This window comes from Kribbella sp. NPDC049174, from assembly GCF_043197365.1.
GTDB lineage: Bacteria > Actinomycetota > Actinomycetes > Propionibacteriales > Kribbellaceae > Kribbella.
Map to the genome: position 1 here is coordinate 707,534 of NZ_JBICSZ010000001.1, position 17,293 is coordinate 724,826.

Below are 17,293 nucleotides of genomic sequence, written 5' to 3' on the forward strand. Positions count from 1 at the left end.
GGCGCCATGACCGTCCTCGTCGTCACGAACGACTTCCCGCCACGTCAGGGCGGGATCGAGACGTTCGTCCGATCCTTGTGCGACGAACTGCCCGATGTCGTCGTCTACACGTCACATTCGCCCGGCGACACGTCGTACGACTCGGAGCTGCCGTTCCCGGTGGTGCGAGACCGTACGACGATGCTGCTGCCGACGCCGCGGATCACGAAGTACGCCGTACGGCTGATGCGTGAGCACAACGCGGACCGGGTGCTGTTCGGGGCGGCCGCGCCGCTCGGCCTGATGGGGCCGGCGCTGCGGCGGGCCGGGGCGCGGCGGATCGTCGCGTTGACACACGGGCACGAGACGTGGTGGGCGGGTGTGCCGGGCACTCGCCAGGCGCTGCGGCGGATCGGCGACGCGGCCGACACGGTGACGACGGTGTCGTCGTGGTGTGCGGATCAGATCGCGTCGGCGCTGTCACCGGCCGCGGTACGACGGATGCGGCGGCTGACGCCTGGGGTCGACACGGACCGGTTCTTCCCGGAGTGCGGGGGAGAGCAGGTGCGTAAGGGGCTCGGGCTCGAAGGTGTGCCCGTGGTCGCGTGCGTGTCGAGGCTGATCCCGCGAAAAGGGCAGGACACGCTGATCCGCGCTTGGCCGCGAGTGCTCGCCGCCGTACCGTCTGCCGTGCTCCTGCTGGTCGGCGGCGGTCCGGACCGCGAACGGCTGGAAGGGCTCGCGGCATCCCTCGGCGTCACCTCCTCAGTGGTGTTCACCGGGCCGGTCCCGTGGGCCGACATCCCGCCGTACGTCGATGCCGCGGACGTGTTCGCGATGCCGTGCCGGACCCGGCGGTTCGGGCTCGAGCCGGAGGCCCTCGGCATCGTCACGCTCGAGGCCTCCGCCACCGGGAAGCCGGTCGTGATCGGGGACTCCGGCGGAGCAGCGGACACGGTCAGGCACGGCGAGACCGGCTACCTGGTCGACCCGTACAACCCGCCCGCCGTCGCGGCTCGGCTCATTGCTCTCCTCACCCAGCCGCCCGAGGCGAAGGCGATGGGAGCCGCAGGGCGGGCCTGGGTCCGGGACAGCTGGTCGTGGTCGGGTAGCGGTGCCGTACTGCGGGAACTGCTCGACGTGTGATCGGGAACGTGCTGGACAGACGGTGTGACCGTTCGTGTACTCTGGCGGACATGCATCAGATGTCCCGACTTACCGCAGCCGTACGAGCTCACTGCTCTCCGGCTGCCGCTGCCTGACATCTCGACCTCCCACCGGCGACCGGAAACGGTTCGCCGGTTTCGTCGTTTCTGAGGCCCGGTGGTCTGGTTCCGGTCAGTGAAAGACAGGACCAGAACCATGAACATCAGCAGGACCTTCATCGACTACTTCCTCGACCGCGGCCACGTTCCGACCACCGGGTCCACGCTCATTCCGCGGCTCGGTGATCCGGTGCTCTTCACGACCTCCGGCATGCATCCACTGACGCCGTACCTGGAAGGGGAGCCTCATCCGCTGGGGCGCAGACTCGTGGGTATCCAGCGATGCCTGCGAACTACCGATCTCGACGAGGTGGGGGATCCGACCCACCTCACCGTGTTCGAGATGCTCGGCTCGTGGTCGCTCGGCGACTACGGCAGCAGCCAGACGCTGCGCTGGGGCTACGAGCTGATCACCCAGGGGTTCGGAATCGACCCTGGGCGCCTGTCCGTGACGGTGTTCGGCGGTGACAACCAGGTCCCGATCGACCAGGAGTCGCTGCGGACCTGGCAGGAGCTCGGGCTACCGATCGAGCTGACCACCGAGGACAACTGGTGGTCGAACGGCCCGACCGGTCCGTGCGGACCCGACTCGGAGATCTTCGTCTGGACCGGCGAGGGCGATCCGGAGGGTACGCCGAGCACGGACAAGCGCTGGGTCGAGGTGTGGAACCACGTGATGATGCGCTACCGCCGCCTCGACGACGGATCGCTCGAACCGCTCCAGCAGCAGAACATCGACACCGGCCTCGGCCTCGAGCGGCTGACCATGCTGATGGAGGGCAAGGACTCGGTGTACGAGACCTCGTTGTTCGAGCCGTGGATGCGGATCATCCCGGAGCTGTGGCGGCTGGACGAGCAGTCGCAGCGGATCGTCATCGACCACCTGCGGTCCAGCATCGTGATCGTCGGCGACGGCGTGCACCCGTCGAACACCGGGCGCGGTTACGTGCTGCGCCGGCTGATCCGCCGGGTGCTGACCATCCTGTGGCGCGACGACGAGTCCCGCACGCTGTCCGACCTGCCGATGGAACTGTTCGAGCACACGCTGAACCACTTCCACCAGGGCGAGGTGGTCACGCTGGTCCGCCGGATCCTGATCGACGAGGAGATCCGGTTCAGCAACCTGCTCGACCGCGGCCGCAAGGTCCTCAGCCACGAGCGCTTCCACAAGTCCCTCGAGGACACCGACTACGAGTACCTGCACGAGACCCATGGGCTGCCGAGGGAGTTGGTCGACTCCCTCCTGCAGCCCTCGCTTTAGCCAAGGCCGTGATCAGAACCGGTGCGTCTCACCGGGCACGAGGTGAGACGCACCGGGCTCAGACGCCGGCGGGGTCCAGCGTGCGGGGCGTGTCGGAGTCGGGGATCTCGGGTGGGGCGACCTTGCCGACCGAGAACTGGGCGACGAAGGCGCCGGCCAGGACGATCACGCCGCCGATGATCTGGTTGGTGCGCAGCGTCTCGTTCAGCAGGATCCAGGCGAAGATGCTCGCGGCAACGACCTCGACGTACGCGACCGCACCGCCGATCGCGGCGGACAGCCGCTGTACGGCGGCGGCGCCGGCGAGGTAGGCGACGACCGTGCTGACGACGATCAGCCAGCCGGCCAGCACCCAGCCGGGTGCGGAGCGGTCGCCGATCGCGATCGTGTCGACCAGCGCGTGCCACGGGATGCCCCACGGCGCGGAGATCGCGGTCAGCGCGACCGCACCGACCACGCTGCCGGCCGCCGTCATCACCAAAGGATCCGCGGCACCGGTCAGCTTGTCGATCAGGATGAAGTACGTCGCCTGGCACGCGGCCGCACCGAGTCCGGCGATCAGGCCGACCAGGTCGAGCTTCAGCCCGGACCAGATCTCCACGACCGTCGCGAGGCCGACCAGCGCGATCCCGACCCCGACCGCCGCGGTCCGCGGTACGGCGATCTTCTGCCCGAACTTGAGCCACGCGACCACCAGCACCGGCCCGGTGAACTCGAGCATCAGCGCGACCCCGACCGGCAGCCGGCTGGCCGCGATGAAGAACAGCGTCTGACAGCCGGCGATCCCGGTCAGCCCGTACAGGACGAGCGATCGCCACGACGACCGGGCGGCGCGCAGACCGCTGAGGCCGCGAAAGATCAGCACGAGCGGGACGAGCAGTGCCGCGGCGCCGAGGATCCGCAGCCAGGCGGCCTGTTCAGGGGTGAAACCGGCCCCGATCAGCGCCTTCGCGAACGGTCCGGAACCACCGAACGTCACCGCCGAGAACACGGCGAAACCGAGCCCCACCGACTTCGTGCTGTACATGGGCATAACACTCTCATGCCCATTACATCTCTGTCGAGCGTCGTCTCAGAGCACGTTCACCGCGCGGGCCGCGATCACCGCGATCGTCAGCAGCGAGACGGCCGCCTGGATCCCCATCAGCGTCTTCACCCGGGCGGTCAGGGGCATCGTGTCGGTCGGGCTGAACGCGGTCGCCGCGGTGAACGCGACGAACAGGTAGTCGGTGAAACCGGGCAGCCAGCGCTCCCAGCCCGGCAGGTCGACCGTCATCTGCGGGAAGAGCAGATCGGCCCGCTCGGCCTCGCGCTCGTGCTCAGGCGCCCGGGCGAACGGCCCGCCTCGATCCACCTCCCAGTACCAGACCGCGAACGCGACCACATTCGTCACCCAGATGAGCAACGCGGCCTTCACCAGCACCACGCCGTCGGTCGCACCGCCGGTGTTGAGGTAGACGATCATCCCGGCCAGGTAGAACGCGTTGACGAGCACGAGTACGGCGAGCAGCACCAACTCGACCCATCGCAGCCAGGGCTCGTCCCGGCGCAGGTGGAACGGGTTGGCCCACACCAGTGGCAGCAGCAGCGCCGCACCGAGTGCCGGCATGATCCACCGCGGCAACGCGATGATCTCCGTCGGCACGACCAGTTGCAGGACCAGAACCGCGACCACTGCCAGCGAAGCCGGCCACCGCCGAATGTGCCGCACGTTGTTCACTCCTGCATTCTGACCCGGCGCAGCCCTCAACCGACGGAGGCGTCGACCACCGCCTGTCCCACCTCGGTACGGCGGTAGTGCACCTGATGACCCGTACGTCGCCGAGTCGCCAACCCGGCGCCGTGAAGCGCGGACAGGTGCTCGGCAACCGTTGCCAGGGCCAGTCCGTACTGTGCTGCGAGCGCACTGGTCGTTGCCGGTGGGTCCAGTGCGACCAGCAAGGTTGCGCGCGTGCGGCCGAGCAGACGGGCCAGTGGATCCGGGGGAGCCGGGGCATCGGACCACAGTCGGGCCGCACCGCGTGCTGGATAGACGACTGTGGGTTGGTACGTCGGGTCGACGACCATCACCAGGTACGGCCAGGCGAAGACACCGGGGACGAGGAGGAGCCCTTGTCCGGTGAGTTCGCGGCCCGGCTCGCGGTACCGGGTGGCGATCAGGCGGTCGTCCTCCCAGGTCAGCGTCGGGTGCAGGTCGTCGAAGAGTGCCGCCAGCCCGCCGTCGGTGAGTTGCTGGCCGCGGTAGGCGATGTCGTCCTCGAGGACGCGGCTGATGAGCGGCCAGTCGGGCTGGATCAGGGTGGTCCAGGCGCTCTCGATCTCGTCGGCGAGCCGTTCCCGGGTGCCGGACAGGTCTTTCAGCATCCGGTTGATCTCGGGTGCGCCGGGGTTGTTGAGCTCGTCGCGGGACCGGATCAGCTCGGTCCGCACCCGGTCGAGCGGCGTGCTGCGGACGCGGGCGATCTCGGTGGCGAACTTGGCTCGCGATGCCTTGGGCGGTGGGGTGAGGAAGTCGGGGGTGAAGCCGACGCGCGGCTGGAGTGCGTACAGTCCGCGCAGGTCCAGCGTGGCCGCCAGCTCAGTCTTCGCCGCGACCCAGGACGAGTACAACGGCCGGTGCCTGGACCCATGCAGAACCCGCACCGCCGACATCGTCTCCCACAACGGCGAAGCCCCGAACCGGCACCGCAACGCGTCCCCCTGCGTAAACCGCAGAACCGTCATCGCCCAGAACTTTCGGCCACACCCAAAACTCTACTCCGACCTCACTCGACCAGACACCCTCAACCCCGTGAGGTCCTATCAAGCAGTTCTGGCCATTCCGGGCATGCGCACCATCTATTTCGCCCACACCGTCTCCATGGTCGGGACGATCGCGGCCCAAGTGGCCCTCTCCATCCTCGTGTTCGAGCGGACCGGCTCACCCCTCCTCTCCGCCCTCGTGCTGGTGTGCTCGTTCGTGCCCTATGCACTCGGCGGGATCGTCCTCTCCTCGATCGCCGACCGGTTCCCCGCCCGCCGCGTCCTGGTGATCTGCGACCTGCTCAGCGCCCTCTGCATCGGCGCCATGCTGATCCCAGACCTCCCGGTCGGCGCACTCTTGGGCCTCCTGCTCCTGACCGGCATCATCGCGCCGATCTTCGCCGGAGCCCGCGCCGCCAGCCTCGCCCACCTGCTCCCGGCCGACCTCTTCCCGGTCGGCCGGTCGTTGCTCCGGGCAATCAGCCAGGTGACCGTCCTCACCGGCTTCGCCCTCGGCGCGATAGCCGTAGCCGCGATCGGCCCCTCCTGGCTATTGGCGCTGGACGTCGTCACCTTCGCCGCGTCCGCACTCCTCATCGGCGTCGGAACGCCGTACACCCCGCCCGGTCAGCGTCAGCGCAACACGATCAGCGACTCGCTGACCGGTCTCCGCTACCTGTTCACCACCAAGCGGCTGCGCACCCTGATCCTGCTGACCTGGGTAGCGCCCGCGTTCTCCTCGGTTCCCGACGGCCTGGCCGTCGCCTACACCGCCCAAGCCGGCACAGCAGCAGCGACCGCCGGTGCTCTCTTCACCGGCTACGCGGCCGGCACAGTACTCGGCGAGCTCGTCGTCGCGCGGTTTCCCCCTTCCACGCGGCGACGGCTCGTCGTCCCACTCCTGATCGCCAGCCAGATCCCCGCGATCGCCTTCCTGGCAACGCCTTCCATCGCCGTGGCGGCCGTCCTGCTGGCGATCTCCGGCGCCGGCTACGCCTTCAACCAGGCCATCGACCCGATGATCCTCGCCACCGTCGATCCGTCGTACCGAGGCCGCCTGTTCACCGTTCAGACCAGCGGTCTGATGGCCATCCAAGGCCTCAGCATCGCCCTGGCCGGCCTGATCGGCACGTTCGTGAAACCGAACCTCACCATCGCCTTCTCCGGCATCCTCGGTACGACGATCACGCTGCTGATCGCCCGTCAGGCCCTCACCAAGGAATCACCTCGTCCAGCGACCCCGGTCCCCTGAACTGACCACTCGGGCCGTCCTCAGGGAGCGTGGCGAGGAGCACCGGCACCAACGCGCCGTCCGCGGTCGTCCGGTCGCCGCGCGATACCGAGGCCCGTGAGTTCAGATCCGTCGGCACCAGACCCGGGTTCGCGGCGTTGACCTTGATGCCGTCCCGCCGCAACGCGCTCGCGTAGACGAGGGTCAAGGCGTTGAGCGCAGCCTTGGACGAGCTGTAAGCGAGCAATCCCTGCGTGGCCAGCCGGCCGTCCGGATCCGACAGCAGATCGAGTGACCCCAGCCCGCTCGACATGTTGACGATCCGACCGTTCGGCGACCGCCGCAACAATGGCACAAAAGACTGCGTCACCGTCACCACACCGAACACGTTCACCTCGTAGGCCTCGCGCACCTGCGCCGCCGTGATGTCCGCGACCGCCACGTCCCACTCCGACACGATCCCCGCGTTGTTCACCAGGACGTCGAGCCGGCCCGAATCCGCCTCGACCTGCTTGGCGGCCGCCTCGACCGAGTCGACGTCCGTCACATCGAGTTGCACGAACCGTACGTCGAACCCTTCGCCGGCCAGTTCGTCAGCCGCGGCCGCGCCGAGACCGGGGTTGCGTGCGGCCAGATAGACCGTGAATCCGCGGGCCCCGAGTCGCCGGACGATCTCGCGGCCGATGCCTTTGTTCGCGCCCGTGACCAGGGCGATTTCGTTGCTGTTCATGACATCCAGTCGAGCCGCTGCGGGCGCCGTACCCAAAGATCGGTTGGGTGGTGCGCCATACCCTGGAGGTATGCCGGAACCCGAGATCCGTGAGCTGCGGTACTTCCGCGCGGTCGCCGAGGACCTGAACGTCACCCGCGCCGCCGAGCGCCTCGGCATCGCCCAGCCGCCGCTGTCCCGGGCGATGCGCCAACTCGAGCACCGTCTCGGCGTCACGCTCTTCGACCGAACCGGTCCACGCCTCGCGCTGACCGATGCCGGCGAGACGCTGCTCAAGGAGTCCGCCCCGGTCTTCGACGCCCTCGATTCCGCCGTACGACGGACGCAGCGCGCCGGCCTGCCGACGAAGGCGCTGGTGGTCACGGCCAAGCCTGGAGTCGCGACCGCGCTGCTGCACCGGATCGTCGAGCAACTTCGGGGCAGCGCCGACTTCCCGGCCATCGAGATCGTCGTCAGCGGCTTCGGTGAGCAGGCAGACATGGTCCGCGACGGCCGCGCCGATGTGGCGCTGGTCAGCCGGCCGTTCGACGATCACGGCCTGGAGTCCGAGCTGCTGTGGACCGAGCCGCGGGTGGCGGCCCTTCCGGCCGCTCATGAGTTGGCTGCCCGTGACGTCCTCAGCCCCAACGACTTGGCCGGCATCCCCGCGCCCCGGTGGAGCGGTGCGGGCGACGCCGACCAGAACTACTGGTCCGCCCATCCGGGCCGCCCGGTGGACGGCCCGATCATCCAGGACGCTTCCCAACTGCTGGAGGTCGTCGCGTTCGGGCAGGCAGCCGCCCTGGTCCCCACTTCACTTGCTCGAAGCAACCAACGGCCCGATGTCGTCTATCGCCCGGTCCGGGATGTCGCGCCGTACCAGATGATGCTCGTCTGGCCGGCCGGCAGTCGTTCGCCCTGGATCGCGCGCTTCCTCGAGTGCGCCCTCAGGCACTCGAGCGAACAACCAGCGGAGCCGTGACCAGGCGGCCGGGTTGATCCGCGTCGCCGTTGATTTCCAGCAGCGCCCGGTCGAACAGGCAGGAGGCGATGTCGCGGAGCGGGATCCGGGCCGTCGTCAGGGGTGTGTCGAGCATGCCGGCGAAGGGAAAGTCGTTGAACCCGGTGACGGCGATGTCCTGTCCGACCTTCACCCCGTGCCGCTGCAACGCGCGCATCGCGACCACGGCATAGGCGTCGTTGTCGGCCACGAGCACGTCCGGCCGGTCACGTCGATCGAGCGCTGCCTCGACGTACGCCGATACCTGCTCGAGCGAACCGAACGACTCCACTGCGACCGGGGACGCGAACTCCCGGCAGAACCCTTCCTGTCGCTGATGCACCCACGGCAGCGCGCTGTCCGTCGCGAGGTAGGCAGCCTTGGATCGGCCGGTCGCATCCAGATGACGCGCGATGCCGGCCATCGAGGTCTCGTTGTCGACGTCGACCCAGCACTGGCGATGCTGCGGCCCGGTCCGCCCGAACGCGACGAACGGGAACGGCCGCTGACTGAGGAACTCGATCCGCGCGTCCTGCGGCATCGTCTCCAGGACGACGATCGCGTCGACCTGCCGGGCCGCGATCAGCTTCTCGTACAGCGCGATCTCGGTCGCACCCTCGGTCGGCGTGGTGACGTGAACGCCGTACCCGGAGATCGCCGCCGACTTCACCAGACCGCCGAGCAAACCGTGCAGGAAGCCGCCCAGCCCCGGGTTCTGCTCGCTGAACGCGTCGTCCTCGAGGTACAGCGGCAGCCCGATCACCTGACTGCGACCCGACGACAAGGCCCGGGCGGCGTGGTTCGGGGTGTAGCCGAGCTCCTCGATCGCGGCGCGCACGGTCCGCACCGTCGGGTCGCTCACCCGGTGCGGCGCGTTCAGCACATTCGACACCGTCATCGCCGACACCCCGGCCAGCCGGGCCACGTCCGCGACCGTCGTTCGCCGTGGCTTCCGCTGCTCGGCCAATCCAGCCCCCTCCATCAGTTCCGCTCGATCCGGGCCACACCGGCCACGGGTACGTCGATCACCCACAGTTCCGGCGCCTTCGTCGTCCCCCGATGGACCTCGACGCCCGAGCAGTCCGACACTACGAGGTCGACCGGTCCAGGCCCGGCTCCTTCGACCAGGATGCGCGATTCGCTGCCACCGTTCACCAGCACGACCGACCGATCGGAATCACTCAAACGCACGACTGGGTTGGCGAAAACGGCAACCACGGTCTCCGAACCGACGGCCCGCACCTGCGTGTACCGCGCGTCCGGACGCGATGGAGTCAGTACGCCGTGCAGCAGCACGTCAGCGTGGTCCCGCAGGAATCCGAGCCAGAACCGCACGACGCGCTCCTGCTCCACTGGCAGCGCATCGAGCTCCACCGACACCTGCGGCGTACTGAACATCGCGCCGATGAACTGCTGAGCGACCGTCTCCGGGGTCGCCGCCGGATGCCACATCAGCATGTCGGAATGGACCGCGCGGTCGCCGGCCAGCAAACGACTGTCGATCGTGCGGACCCGGTTCTCCACCGGATCCATCGCACAGTCCCCGGCCCGCAGGAACGTGCCGAACTGCCACAGTCGCGGGTTCACATAGTCCTGGCGGAACTCGATCAGCAGCTCCGGCCGCAACCGGCGCAGCTCGGCCGTGATCGCCTGCAAAATCAGCTCGACACCCTCGTCGATCGACGAGCAGTCACCATCGGGTGCCGGCGGGGGAGACGACCAGGCCCACGTGTCCAGGAAGTCGAGCTTCAGCCCGTCGGCACCCCAGTCGCGCACCGGCCGGACGCAGCTCTCGACGATGTGGTCGCGCACCTCGCGGTACCGCGGATCCAGCACCGAGGCGCTGAGTCCGTCGACGTAGCCGAGGGTCCGGTCCTTCAACCGGTCCCACGCCTTGGAGTGCGCACCGATCAACGGCGGCGCGAGCCAGAGCACGTAGTCCAGTCCGAGCTCGTGCACCCGCCGTACGTGCCCGGACATGTCGGGGAACGTCCGGCTGGTCGGCTCCCAATCACCGCAATGGGCGTACCCGCGCGTTGTGTCGTCGGTCTGCCAGCCGTCGTCGACAATCACCGCCCGGCAGCCGTACGACGCTCCCGCGCGAGCGTGCCGTTCGACGGACTCGGCCGAGACGTGCTGGTGGTCGCTGTACCAGGTCGAGTACATCGCTTGCCGGGCGAGCTCGGGCACCGGCGCGATCCGATCGCCCAACTCGGTCGTCCAGTCGTCGGTCACCTCCTTGAGCGCGGTGGCGAAGTGCTGCCCGCGCAGGTCGATCCGCAAGGTGAAGCGGCGGACGCCGTCGGTCGGCTCGATGTCGTCGATCGCGAGGTGGATCAGCTGCTCGGCGCCTTCCTCGTTCACCCCGATCGCGAAGTCGCACCCGCGGACCGTCGCGGAGAGCGAGACGGTCAGCAGGCTTTGGTCCTGGGCGTCGACGAGACTCGCGACCGGCGCCGAGCGGACCGACCGGATGTCGCGGTGCGAACCCCAGTCGGTCGGCAGCTCGCGATGCGATCCCTGCGTCGCCCGCCACAGCGTCACCGCGGACTCGGCCGGCCAGGTCCACCGCATCCGGACGACGTCGTCCGCCACCACGTCGTACCGCAGCACGCCGGGCTCGGTGACCGGCAGTGCGGTGATCGAACGGGCGCCGGAGACCGAGCCGGTGCGGAGCGTGCGGCTGTCGGGGGAGCTGATCTCGAAAGTCCTCACGTCCTGAACTATAGCGGTAAAACCGGATGGTCAGAAGGTATTGACGGAATTGCCGGGCACTCCTAGTTTTAGCGCTAATATCCGATTCTCCGAGGAGTGGCCGTGCTGGCACTGAGCTCCGACAACCCGATCGTCGAGGACGCCTTCGGCTGGGCCCGGAAGCGGGCCCTCGACTGGGTCCAGACCGACGCCGCGGCGGGCAATCTGCCGTCGTACTGGGCCGGCTACCCGTCCCGGCCGATGTTCTACTCGCGCGATGTCTGCCACCAGGCGATCGGTGCGCACCTGCTCGGCCTGGACGCGGAGAACTTCGCGATGTTCCGGCACTTCGCCCGCTCGGCGACGCCGGCCCGCAAGTGGTTCCCGATCTGGGCGTTCCACTTCGACGGGCGGATCGCTGCCCTCGACTACCACCACGACGAGCACTTCGTCCGGGAGATCCCCGCGGTGTTCGACCTGACCTACCGGGCGCTGGAACAGTACGACTGGACCGGCGACCGCGACTGGCTCGACGATCCCGACCTCGCGGCGTACTACCGCCACAGCATCGGTGAGTTCGTCGATGCACACGACTCCGACGGCGACGGCGTACCTGAGGCGGGCGGGACCGGCGACATCTTCCTCGGCACCGCCACCTACAACGAGCGGGAGGCGCCGCTCATCGTCGCGGGCGACGGCATGGCACTGCAGTACGCCGTACTCCGCAAACTCGGCCACCACGCCGAGGCCGAGCGGATCCAGGCGACGTACCTGAACGACTGGTGGAACGGGGAGCAGTTCGCCCGCGGGCGGACCAAAGACGGACTCGACTTCGGTTGGGGGCTGGAGTCGCATGATCTGGTCCCGCTGTTCGGGCTCAGCGGGACCGGCGAACGCAACGAGCGGCTCCTCGACTATCTGGAAGCCCAGCTGGAAACCCGCCCGCCGCTGAACATCGAGTCGTTCAGCTACCTGCCGGCCGTGTTCTTCACGCATGGTCGCGACGAGACCGCCTGGCGCTGGACGAAGCACCTGATCGACAGCCGGGACGACTACCCGGAGATCTCGTTCACCGTCGTCGAGCACCTGGTCGCCGGCCTGCTCGGGCTGCGGCCGGACGCGCCACACGCAGCTCTGACCATCGAGTCCCATCTGCCCGCCGAGATCGGCCGGCTGACCGCCGACCACGTCCGGGTCGGCGGGTGGGACCTACGCATCAGCCAGGAAGCCCGGCACACGACCGAGATCACCGTGCACAGCGGACCGGGGCCGCTGACGGTGACGGTCGCATCAGCCGGACCCCACACCCTCGAACCCGGTCGGACCGCCCGGGTCAGCACTCAGACCAAGGACCCTTCATGAAGCTTCCCAACCGCCTGATCCCCGCGGTGGCCGCCGTACTGCTGGCAGCGGGCTGCGCCACCTCCAATCCACCCGCATCCAGTGGCTCGAGCGACTCCGCCGACATCAGCTTCTCGTTCTGGGGCACGAACTCCGAGGCCGCCTCGCTGAAGGCGATCGCGGCCGCGTTCGAGAAGGCGAACCCCGGCACGAAGGTGACCACCAACTGGATCCAGTCCGACTACGAGCAGAAGCTGCAGACCTCGATCGCGGCCGGGACCCAGTCCACCGTGATGGAGATCAGCAACACCAGCCTGGCCGGGTTCGCGCCCAGCTTCGCCGAGCAGCAGGTCGATCCGGGCAAGTTCGTCCAGCCGAACATCTCCGAGTCGCTCAAGTACGACGGCAAGTACTACGCGATGCCGTTCACCGCCAAGCCCAAGGTGATGGCGATCAATGTGGACGCGTTCAAGGCCGCGGGTCTTCCGTTGCCGAGCGCAACCACCCCGCTGACGCTGGACGAGTACCAGGAGATCGCCGCCAAGCTGTCCCACGGTGAGGGCAAGAGCCGCGTGTACGGCGCCAGCAACCTGTGGTTCAAGGGCTGGCTGACCGCGGCCGGCGGCGGGTTCTACAACGCCGACGCGACCGCGTGCACCTTCGGCGACGCGCAGGGTCTGAAGACCGCGCAGTACGTGGTGGACATGCAGAAGAACCGGTCCGCACCGACCTCGCTCGACGTCCAGGGACAGGACCAGGCGCAGTGGTTCGCGGCCGGCCGGCTCGGCACGTTCAGCGACTTCGGGCCGTGGACGATCGCCGACTTCGCCAAGATCAGCAAACCGGATTGGACTCTCGTCCCCGTGCCGGGCAAGGGATTCCCGATGGAGGTCGGCGGGCTGGCGATCTCGAAGACGGCCAGCGGCAAGCAACTCGAGACCGCGAAGAAGTTCGTCGAGTTCGCCAGTGCGAACCCCGACGCGCAGAGCCAGTTGATCCAGGGCAACACCGCGCTCGGCGTACCGATCATCGCCGAGTCCACCGGCACGCTGGAGAAGGTGCTCCCGGCCGAGCGGAACCTGGCCGCGTTCACGACCGCGATGAAGACCGGCCTGGTCAGCCCGTCGGTGCCGCGGGAGGCGCAGATCTCCGGTGACGCCGACAAGGGCATCACCAGCTACACCCCGCTCGGCAGCGGGAAGGACGACGTGGCCAAGATCCTGCCCGGGCTCAACGACAAGTGCACCGCCGCGCTGAAGCAGTGAGGTAGGCGATGAACCCGACCATCGGCTGGATCCGGAGCCTCGCGGAGTCCTGGGGCGTCCCCGCCGTACTCGTGCCGCTGGTCCCGTTCCTGCTCCTGCTGATCGTCCTGTACGCCGTCATCGCGGTGGCGGCGTACGGGGCGAAGCGGAAGTGGCCGCGGGCCGACAAGACGATCGCGTTCTGGCTGTTCATCTCACCCTGGCTGATCGGGTTCGGGCTGTTCACGGTTGGCCCGATGCTGTCCTCGATCTACGTCAGCCTGACCTCCTGGGACCTGATCACACCGCCGAAGTTCGTCGGTCTCGCCAACTACAGCGAGGCGTTCCAGGACCCGCGGGTCGCGCAGGCGCTGAAGGTGACGTTGCTGTACGCGGTGATCAGCGTCCCGTTGCAGACCGCCCTGGCGTTCCTGGTGGCGCTGCTGCTGAACGCGGACCTGCCCGGGATGCGGTTCTTCCGGACCGTCTGGTACCTGCCGAGCCTGGTGTCCGGCGTGGCCCAGATGGTGCTGTTCCTCTGGGTGTTCAACCCGCAGTACGGGCTGGCGAACGACGTACTCGGCAAAGTCGGGATCGAAGGTCCGGGGTGGTTCAACGATGCGTCCTGGGCGTTGCCGACGGTGATCCTGATGAGCCTGTGGACGGTCGGCGGGGCGATGGTGATCTACCTGGCCGGCCTGAAGGACGTACCGGTCAACCTGCAGGAAGCCGCCGCGCTGGACGGGGCCGGCGCGGTCCGGATCTTCTGGCACGTGACGCTGCCGCAGCTGTCGCCGATCATCCTGTTCAACGCGCTCACCGGGATCATCGGCGCGCTGCAGATCTTCACCCAGGGCTTCATCGCGAACGGCGGCCCGAAGGACTCGCTGCTGTTCTTCGTCTACTACCTGTACGACAACGCGTTCCAGAACTTCCGGATGGGTTACGCGTCGGCCCTGGCCTGGATCCTGTTCGTCGTCATCCTCGCGCTGACCGCCGTGACGGCGCGAGGGAGTGCCTTCGCCGTGTACTACGAGACCGAACTGTCCGGGCGCCGTCGATCGAGAAGGAAGAAGTAATGGCTGTCTTGGCTGAAGTCCGTCCGGTCGTCACCGCCGTCCGCACGGACCGCCCGTTCTGGCGGCGCAACGTACCGCTCACGATCGCCCTGTACGTCGTTCTGGTCCTCGGCTCGATCGCATTCGTCTATCCATTCCTGTGGATGGTCGCGACCTCGCTGCGATCACTGGCCGGGGTGGGGAGTTCGGGTGCGAGCGTGTGGCCGCAGGAGTTCCTCTGGGACAACTACTCCCGGGCGGTCACGTCGTTCCCGTTCTGGCGGTATGCGCTGAACTCGGTGCTGACGACGTTCATCCCGATCGTCGGGACGGTGTTCTCGTGTGCGCTGGCCGGCTTCGCGTTCGCCCGGCTGCGGGTGCGGTTCTCCGGAGTGGTGTTCGCCGTCGTCCTGGCGACCATGCTGCTGCCCGGCGAGGTGACGATGGTGCCGCAGTTCATGCTGTTCAACAACCTCGGCATGGTCGACACGCTGTACCCGCTGATCCTGCCGGCCTTCTTCGGGTCGCCGTTCTTCATCTTCCTGTTCCGGCAGTTCTTCGCCCGGATGCCGGCCGAGCTGGCCGACGCCGCGGTCGTCGACGGGTGCGGCTGGTTCCGGATGTTCCTGCTCGTCTACCTGCCGCTGGCCCGGCCGGCCGTCGTCGCGGTGTCGATCCTGCTGTTCATGGGGTACTGGAACAACTTCCTCGGCCCGGCCATCTACATCAACTCCGACGAGTGGAAGACGCTGCCGCTCGCGCTGGCCGGGTTCCAGTCGGTCAACGGCACCGACACGCCGTTGCTGATGGCAACCTCCGTGTTGATCACGCTGCCCTGTTTGGTGGTGTTCTTCGTCGCTCAGAAGCAGATCACGAACGGCATCACTTTCACAGGTGGCAAGTGATCAGTCCCGGCCCAGGATGCCCAGTTCGTAGCCCTTCGCCACCGCGGCGGCGCGGTCGTTCACGCCCAGCTTGGTGAACACGTGGCTCAGATGCGTCTTCACCGTGGCCTCGCTGATGAAGAGCTCGTTGGCGATCTCGCGGTTGGAGGTGCCCTTGGCAACCAGCGCGAGCACCTGGCGTTCACGCGCGGCCAGCGGACTCGCGGCCGGCGTACGGACGGCGGAGACGAGGCGGGAGGCGACAGCAGGGGAGAGGACCGTACGACCCTCCGCCGCTTCGCGGACCCCGGTGAACAACTCGTCCTGCGGGGCGTCCTTGAGCAGATAACCCGTCGCGCCTGCCTCGATCGCGGGCACCGTGTCGATGTCGGTGTCCCAGGTGGTGAGGACCAGGATCTTCGCGCGGGCACCGCGCCGCGTCAGTTCGGTGATCGCGTCGAGCCCGCCGCCCCCGGGCATGCGCAGGTCCATCAGGATCACGTCGGGGTCGTGTTCGACGGCCAGCTCGACCGCCTCCACACCGTTGGACGCCTCGGCGAGCACCGTGAAGCCGGGCACGGACTCGAACATGCCGCGCAACCCGTTCCGGACCACCGGATGGTCGTCGACGAGCAGGAGTGAGATGTCAGCCATGGAGCACCAACGGTACGCGAGCTGACAGCGCCGTACCGGATCCTGGTTCCGACTCGACCGTGAGCGAGCCGGCGATGCGTTCGGCGCGGGCTCGCATGCCGTCCAGGCCGAAGCCGCCGGTGCCGGTACGAGTGGGGAGTATCAACGGGGCGAAGCCTTTCCCGTCGTCGCGAATGTCCAAGGTGACCTCGTCGTCCATGAAGCTGAGCGTGACCCCGACGCGGGCGGCGGACGCGTGTTTCGCCACGTTCGACAGGGCCTCCTGGGTGATCCGCAGGAGAGTCGCCGAGACCTCTCCGTGCAAGTGCTGCGCCGTGCCTACGAGGGTGAACTCCGCACGTACGCCGGTCCGCTCGGCCCACTGGTCGACCGTCTTCCGCATCGCTTCAGGCAGTCCGTCGTACGAGAGGCCGGCCGGGGCGAGGTTCTGCACCGAGCGGCGGGCCTCGCCGAGGCTGTGCCGGGCCAGGTCGGTAGCGCGGCCCACGCGCTCCTGGACGGCCGCCGGATCGGAGGTGTTCGCGACGACCTGGAGCTGGGCGATGATGCCGGTCAGGCCCTGCGCGATGGTGTCGTGGATCTCCGCGGCCAGTCGGCGGCGTTCGTCGGCGATCCCCGCTTCCCGTGCCTGGACGAGGAGTTGGGCCTGCAGGGCCGCGTTCTCGTCGCGGGCCTGGCGGAGTTCGGCGATGGTGGCCGCCCGGGCCCGGGACCGCTCCTCCTCCTGCTGGGCGAAGTGGCTGACGCCGGTCAGCAGCACGTTGTTGGCCACCAGGAGGCCTGCGAACACGATCCATTTCGTCGAGTCGTCGACCGGTATCCCGCCGGTCTGCGCGCCCGCCACCGGGATGGAGCAGCCGAACAGGGCGATCCGCCGCCAGCGCCGTCCGGGGATCAACTCGTCGGCGTCGAAGTACCCGGCGACGGCGAAGAACGCGAAGAACCCGTTGAGTGCGGTGAGCGCGACGCCGATCGCCCAGCGCACGACGTAGTACGCCACCGAACTGCGGCTCGGCCCCAGGCTGGTGCGGTCGATCCAGCTCCACCAGAGCTGGAGTACGAAGGCTGCGGCGACCAGCGCGGCGGCCGCGATCCGCTGGGCCGAGGTCGGCATGATCAGGTTGGCCGTGGCGGCCGACAGGAGCGTGGCGACGACGAGCAGTCCGTACGGCGCCCATCTGCGGGCGGCCCGCTGGCGCCGATCGATCTCCGCGTCCGCCGTTGTCACCAA

General features: G+C 68.3%; 16 protein-coding genes. 8 read left to right on the plus strand and 8 right to left on the minus strand.

Features of this window, described 5'->3' with window-relative positions:
* Nucleotides 1–6 precede the first annotated feature (6 nt).
* Nucleotides 7–1,125, plus strand: coding sequence for a glycosyltransferase family 4 protein (locus tag ACGFIF_RS03260; protein WP_393150877.1), 1,119 nt, complete (start codon nt 7–9; stop codon nt 1,123–1,125).
* A 216-nt stretch (nt 1,126–1,341) separates the two neighbouring features.
* Nucleotides 1,342–2,505 carry an alanine--tRNA ligase-related protein gene (locus tag ACGFIF_RS03265; RefSeq protein WP_393150879.1) on the plus strand — a complete coding sequence of 388 codons (1,164 nt, stop codon included), beginning with the start codon at nt 1,342–1,344 and terminating at the stop codon, nt 2,503–2,505.
* 58 nt (nt 2,506–2,563) lie between these two features.
* Here ACGFIF_RS03265 and ACGFIF_RS03270 read toward each other — a convergent pair whose 3' ends face one another.
* From ACGFIF_RS03270 to ACGFIF_RS03280, 3 genes are read right to left on the minus strand one after another with little or no spacing between them, the layout of a single operon-like run.
* Nucleotides 2,564–3,532, minus strand: coding sequence for a DMT family transporter (locus tag ACGFIF_RS03270; protein WP_393150881.1), 969 nt, complete (start codon nt 3,530–3,532; stop codon nt 2,564–2,566).
* 45 nt (nt 3,533–3,577) lie between these two features.
* The gene (locus tag ACGFIF_RS03275; protein ID WP_393150883.1) at nt 3,578–4,225 is read right to left on the minus strand and encodes a hypothetical protein; all 648 of its coding nucleotides are present in this window, start codon (nt 4,223–4,225) and stop codon (nt 3,578–3,580) included.
* A gap of 26 nt (nt 4,226–4,251) precedes the next feature.
* Nucleotides 4,252–5,229, minus strand: coding sequence for a DUF5937 family protein (locus tag ACGFIF_RS03280; protein ID WP_393150885.1), 978 nt, complete (start codon nt 5,227–5,229; stop codon nt 4,252–4,254).
* A 67-nt stretch (nt 5,230–5,296) separates the two neighbouring features.
* Between ACGFIF_RS03280 and ACGFIF_RS03285 the strand changes: the two genes are divergently transcribed.
* Entirely contained in the window at nt 5,297–6,499 is a 1,203-nt protein-coding gene (locus ACGFIF_RS03285) for an MFS transporter (protein ID WP_393150887.1), read from the plus strand.
* On the opposite strand, the gene ACGFIF_RS03290 is transcribed toward ACGFIF_RS03285, so the two are convergent.
* Nucleotides 6,459–7,208: an SDR family oxidoreductase gene (locus ACGFIF_RS03290; RefSeq protein WP_393150889.1), complete on the minus strand. Its 750-nt coding sequence runs from the start codon at nt 7,206–7,208 to the stop codon at nt 6,459–6,461. The genes ACGFIF_RS03285 and ACGFIF_RS03290 overlap by 41 nt on opposite strands.
* A gap of 70 nt (nt 7,209–7,278) precedes the next feature.
* Between ACGFIF_RS03290 and ACGFIF_RS03295 the strand changes: the two genes are divergently transcribed.
* Nucleotides 7,279–8,169: a LysR family transcriptional regulator gene (locus tag ACGFIF_RS03295; RefSeq protein ID WP_393150891.1), complete on the plus strand. Its 891-nt coding sequence runs from the start codon at nt 7,279–7,281 to the stop codon at nt 8,167–8,169.
* Here ACGFIF_RS03295 and ACGFIF_RS03300 read toward each other — a convergent pair.
* Together ACGFIF_RS03300 and ACGFIF_RS03305 are read right to left on the minus strand one after the other, a co-directional pair.
* Nucleotides 8,135–9,169: a LacI family DNA-binding transcriptional regulator gene (locus ACGFIF_RS03300; protein ID WP_393150893.1), complete on the minus strand. Its 1,035-nt coding sequence runs from the start codon at nt 9,167–9,169 to the stop codon at nt 8,135–8,137. The genes ACGFIF_RS03295 and ACGFIF_RS03300 overlap by 35 nt on opposite strands.
* Nucleotides 9,169–10,902 (minus strand): glycoside hydrolase family 36 protein, encoded by a 1,734-nt coding sequence (locus ACGFIF_RS03305; RefSeq protein ID WP_393150895.1) that lies wholly within the window; start codon nt 10,900–10,902, stop codon nt 9,169–9,171. The genes ACGFIF_RS03300 and ACGFIF_RS03305 overlap by 1 nt, the downstream gene beginning before the upstream one ends.
* Before the next feature lie 102 nt (nt 10,903–11,004).
* Here ACGFIF_RS03305 and ACGFIF_RS03310 point away from each other — a divergent pair, with 102 nt between their 5' ends.
* From ACGFIF_RS03310 to ACGFIF_RS03325, 4 genes are read left to right on the plus strand one after another with little or no spacing between them, the layout of a single operon-like run.
* Nucleotides 11,005–12,243 (plus strand): hypothetical protein, encoded by a 1,239-nt coding sequence (locus tag ACGFIF_RS03310; protein ID WP_393150897.1) that lies wholly within the window; start codon nt 11,005–11,007, stop codon nt 12,241–12,243.
* Nucleotides 12,240–13,487 (plus strand): extracellular solute-binding protein, encoded by a 1,248-nt coding sequence (locus tag ACGFIF_RS03315; RefSeq protein WP_393150899.1) that lies wholly within the window; start codon nt 12,240–12,242, stop codon nt 13,485–13,487. Before ACGFIF_RS03310 ends, ACGFIF_RS03315 begins: the two co-directional genes overlap by 4 nt.
* Before the next feature lie 8 nt (nt 13,488–13,495).
* Nucleotides 13,496–14,545 (plus strand): carbohydrate ABC transporter permease, encoded by a 1,050-nt coding sequence (locus ACGFIF_RS03320; protein WP_393150901.1) that lies wholly within the window; start codon nt 13,496–13,498, stop codon nt 14,543–14,545.
* On the plus strand, nt 14,545–15,429 hold the full coding sequence (locus ACGFIF_RS03325; protein ID WP_393150903.1) for a carbohydrate ABC transporter permease: 885 nt from the start codon (nt 14,545–14,547) through the stop codon (nt 15,427–15,429). The genes ACGFIF_RS03320 and ACGFIF_RS03325 overlap by 1 nt, the downstream gene beginning before the upstream one ends.
* Here ACGFIF_RS03325 and ACGFIF_RS03330 read toward each other — a convergent pair whose 3' ends face one another.
* A complete protein-coding gene (locus tag ACGFIF_RS03330) occupies nt 15,430–16,062 on the minus strand; it encodes a response regulator (RefSeq protein ID WP_393150905.1) in 633 nt (210 codons plus the stop codon). It lies immediately after the preceding gene.
* On the minus strand, nt 16,055–17,290 hold the full coding sequence (locus ACGFIF_RS03335) for a sensor histidine kinase (protein ID WP_393150907.1): 1,236 nt from the start codon (nt 17,288–17,290) through the stop codon (nt 16,055–16,057). Before ACGFIF_RS03335 ends, ACGFIF_RS03330 begins: the two co-directional genes overlap by 8 nt.
* Nucleotides 17,291–17,293 lie beyond the last annotated feature (3 nt).

Excerpts from the sequence above, each read along its gene's own strand:
- ACGFIF_RS03295 (WP_393150891.1), top strand. The coding sequence starts at position 7,279 with ATGCCGGAACCCGAGATCCGTGAGCTGCGGTACTTCCGCGCGGTCGCC.
- ACGFIF_RS03300 (WP_393150893.1), bottom strand. The coding sequence starts at position 9,169 with ATGGAGGGGGCTGGATTGGCCGAGCAGCGGAAGCCACGGCGAACGACG.
- ACGFIF_RS03290 (WP_393150889.1), bottom strand. The coding sequence starts at position 7,208 with ATGAACAGCAACGAAATCGCCCTGGTCACGGGCGCGAACAAAGGCATC.
- ACGFIF_RS03260 (WP_393150877.1), top strand. The coding sequence starts at position 7 with ATGACCGTCCTCGTCGTCACGAACGACTTCCCGCCACGTCAGGGCGGG.
- ACGFIF_RS03265 (WP_393150879.1), top strand. The coding sequence starts at position 1,342 with ATGAACATCAGCAGGACCTTCATCGACTACTTCCTCGACCGCGGCCAC.
- ACGFIF_RS03325 (WP_393150903.1), top strand. The coding sequence starts at position 14,545 with ATGGCTGTCTTGGCTGAAGTCCGTCCGGTCGTCACCGCCGTCCGCACG.
- ACGFIF_RS03320 (WP_393150901.1), top strand. The coding sequence starts at position 13,496 with ATGAACCCGACCATCGGCTGGATCCGGAGCCTCGCGGAGTCCTGGGGC.
- ACGFIF_RS03280 (WP_393150885.1), bottom strand. The coding sequence starts at position 5,229 with ATGACGGTTCTGCGGTTTACGCAGGGGGACGCGTTGCGGTGCCGGTTC.
- ACGFIF_RS03270 (WP_393150881.1), bottom strand. The coding sequence starts at position 3,532 with ATGTACAGCACGAAGTCGGTGGGGCTCGGTTTCGCCGTGTTCTCGGCG.
- ACGFIF_RS03315 (WP_393150899.1), top strand. The coding sequence starts at position 12,240 with ATGAAGCTTCCCAACCGCCTGATCCCCGCGGTGGCCGCCGTACTGCTG.
- ACGFIF_RS03330 (WP_393150905.1), bottom strand. The coding sequence starts at position 16,062 with ATGGCTGACATCTCACTCCTGCTCGTCGACGACCATCCGGTGGTCCGG.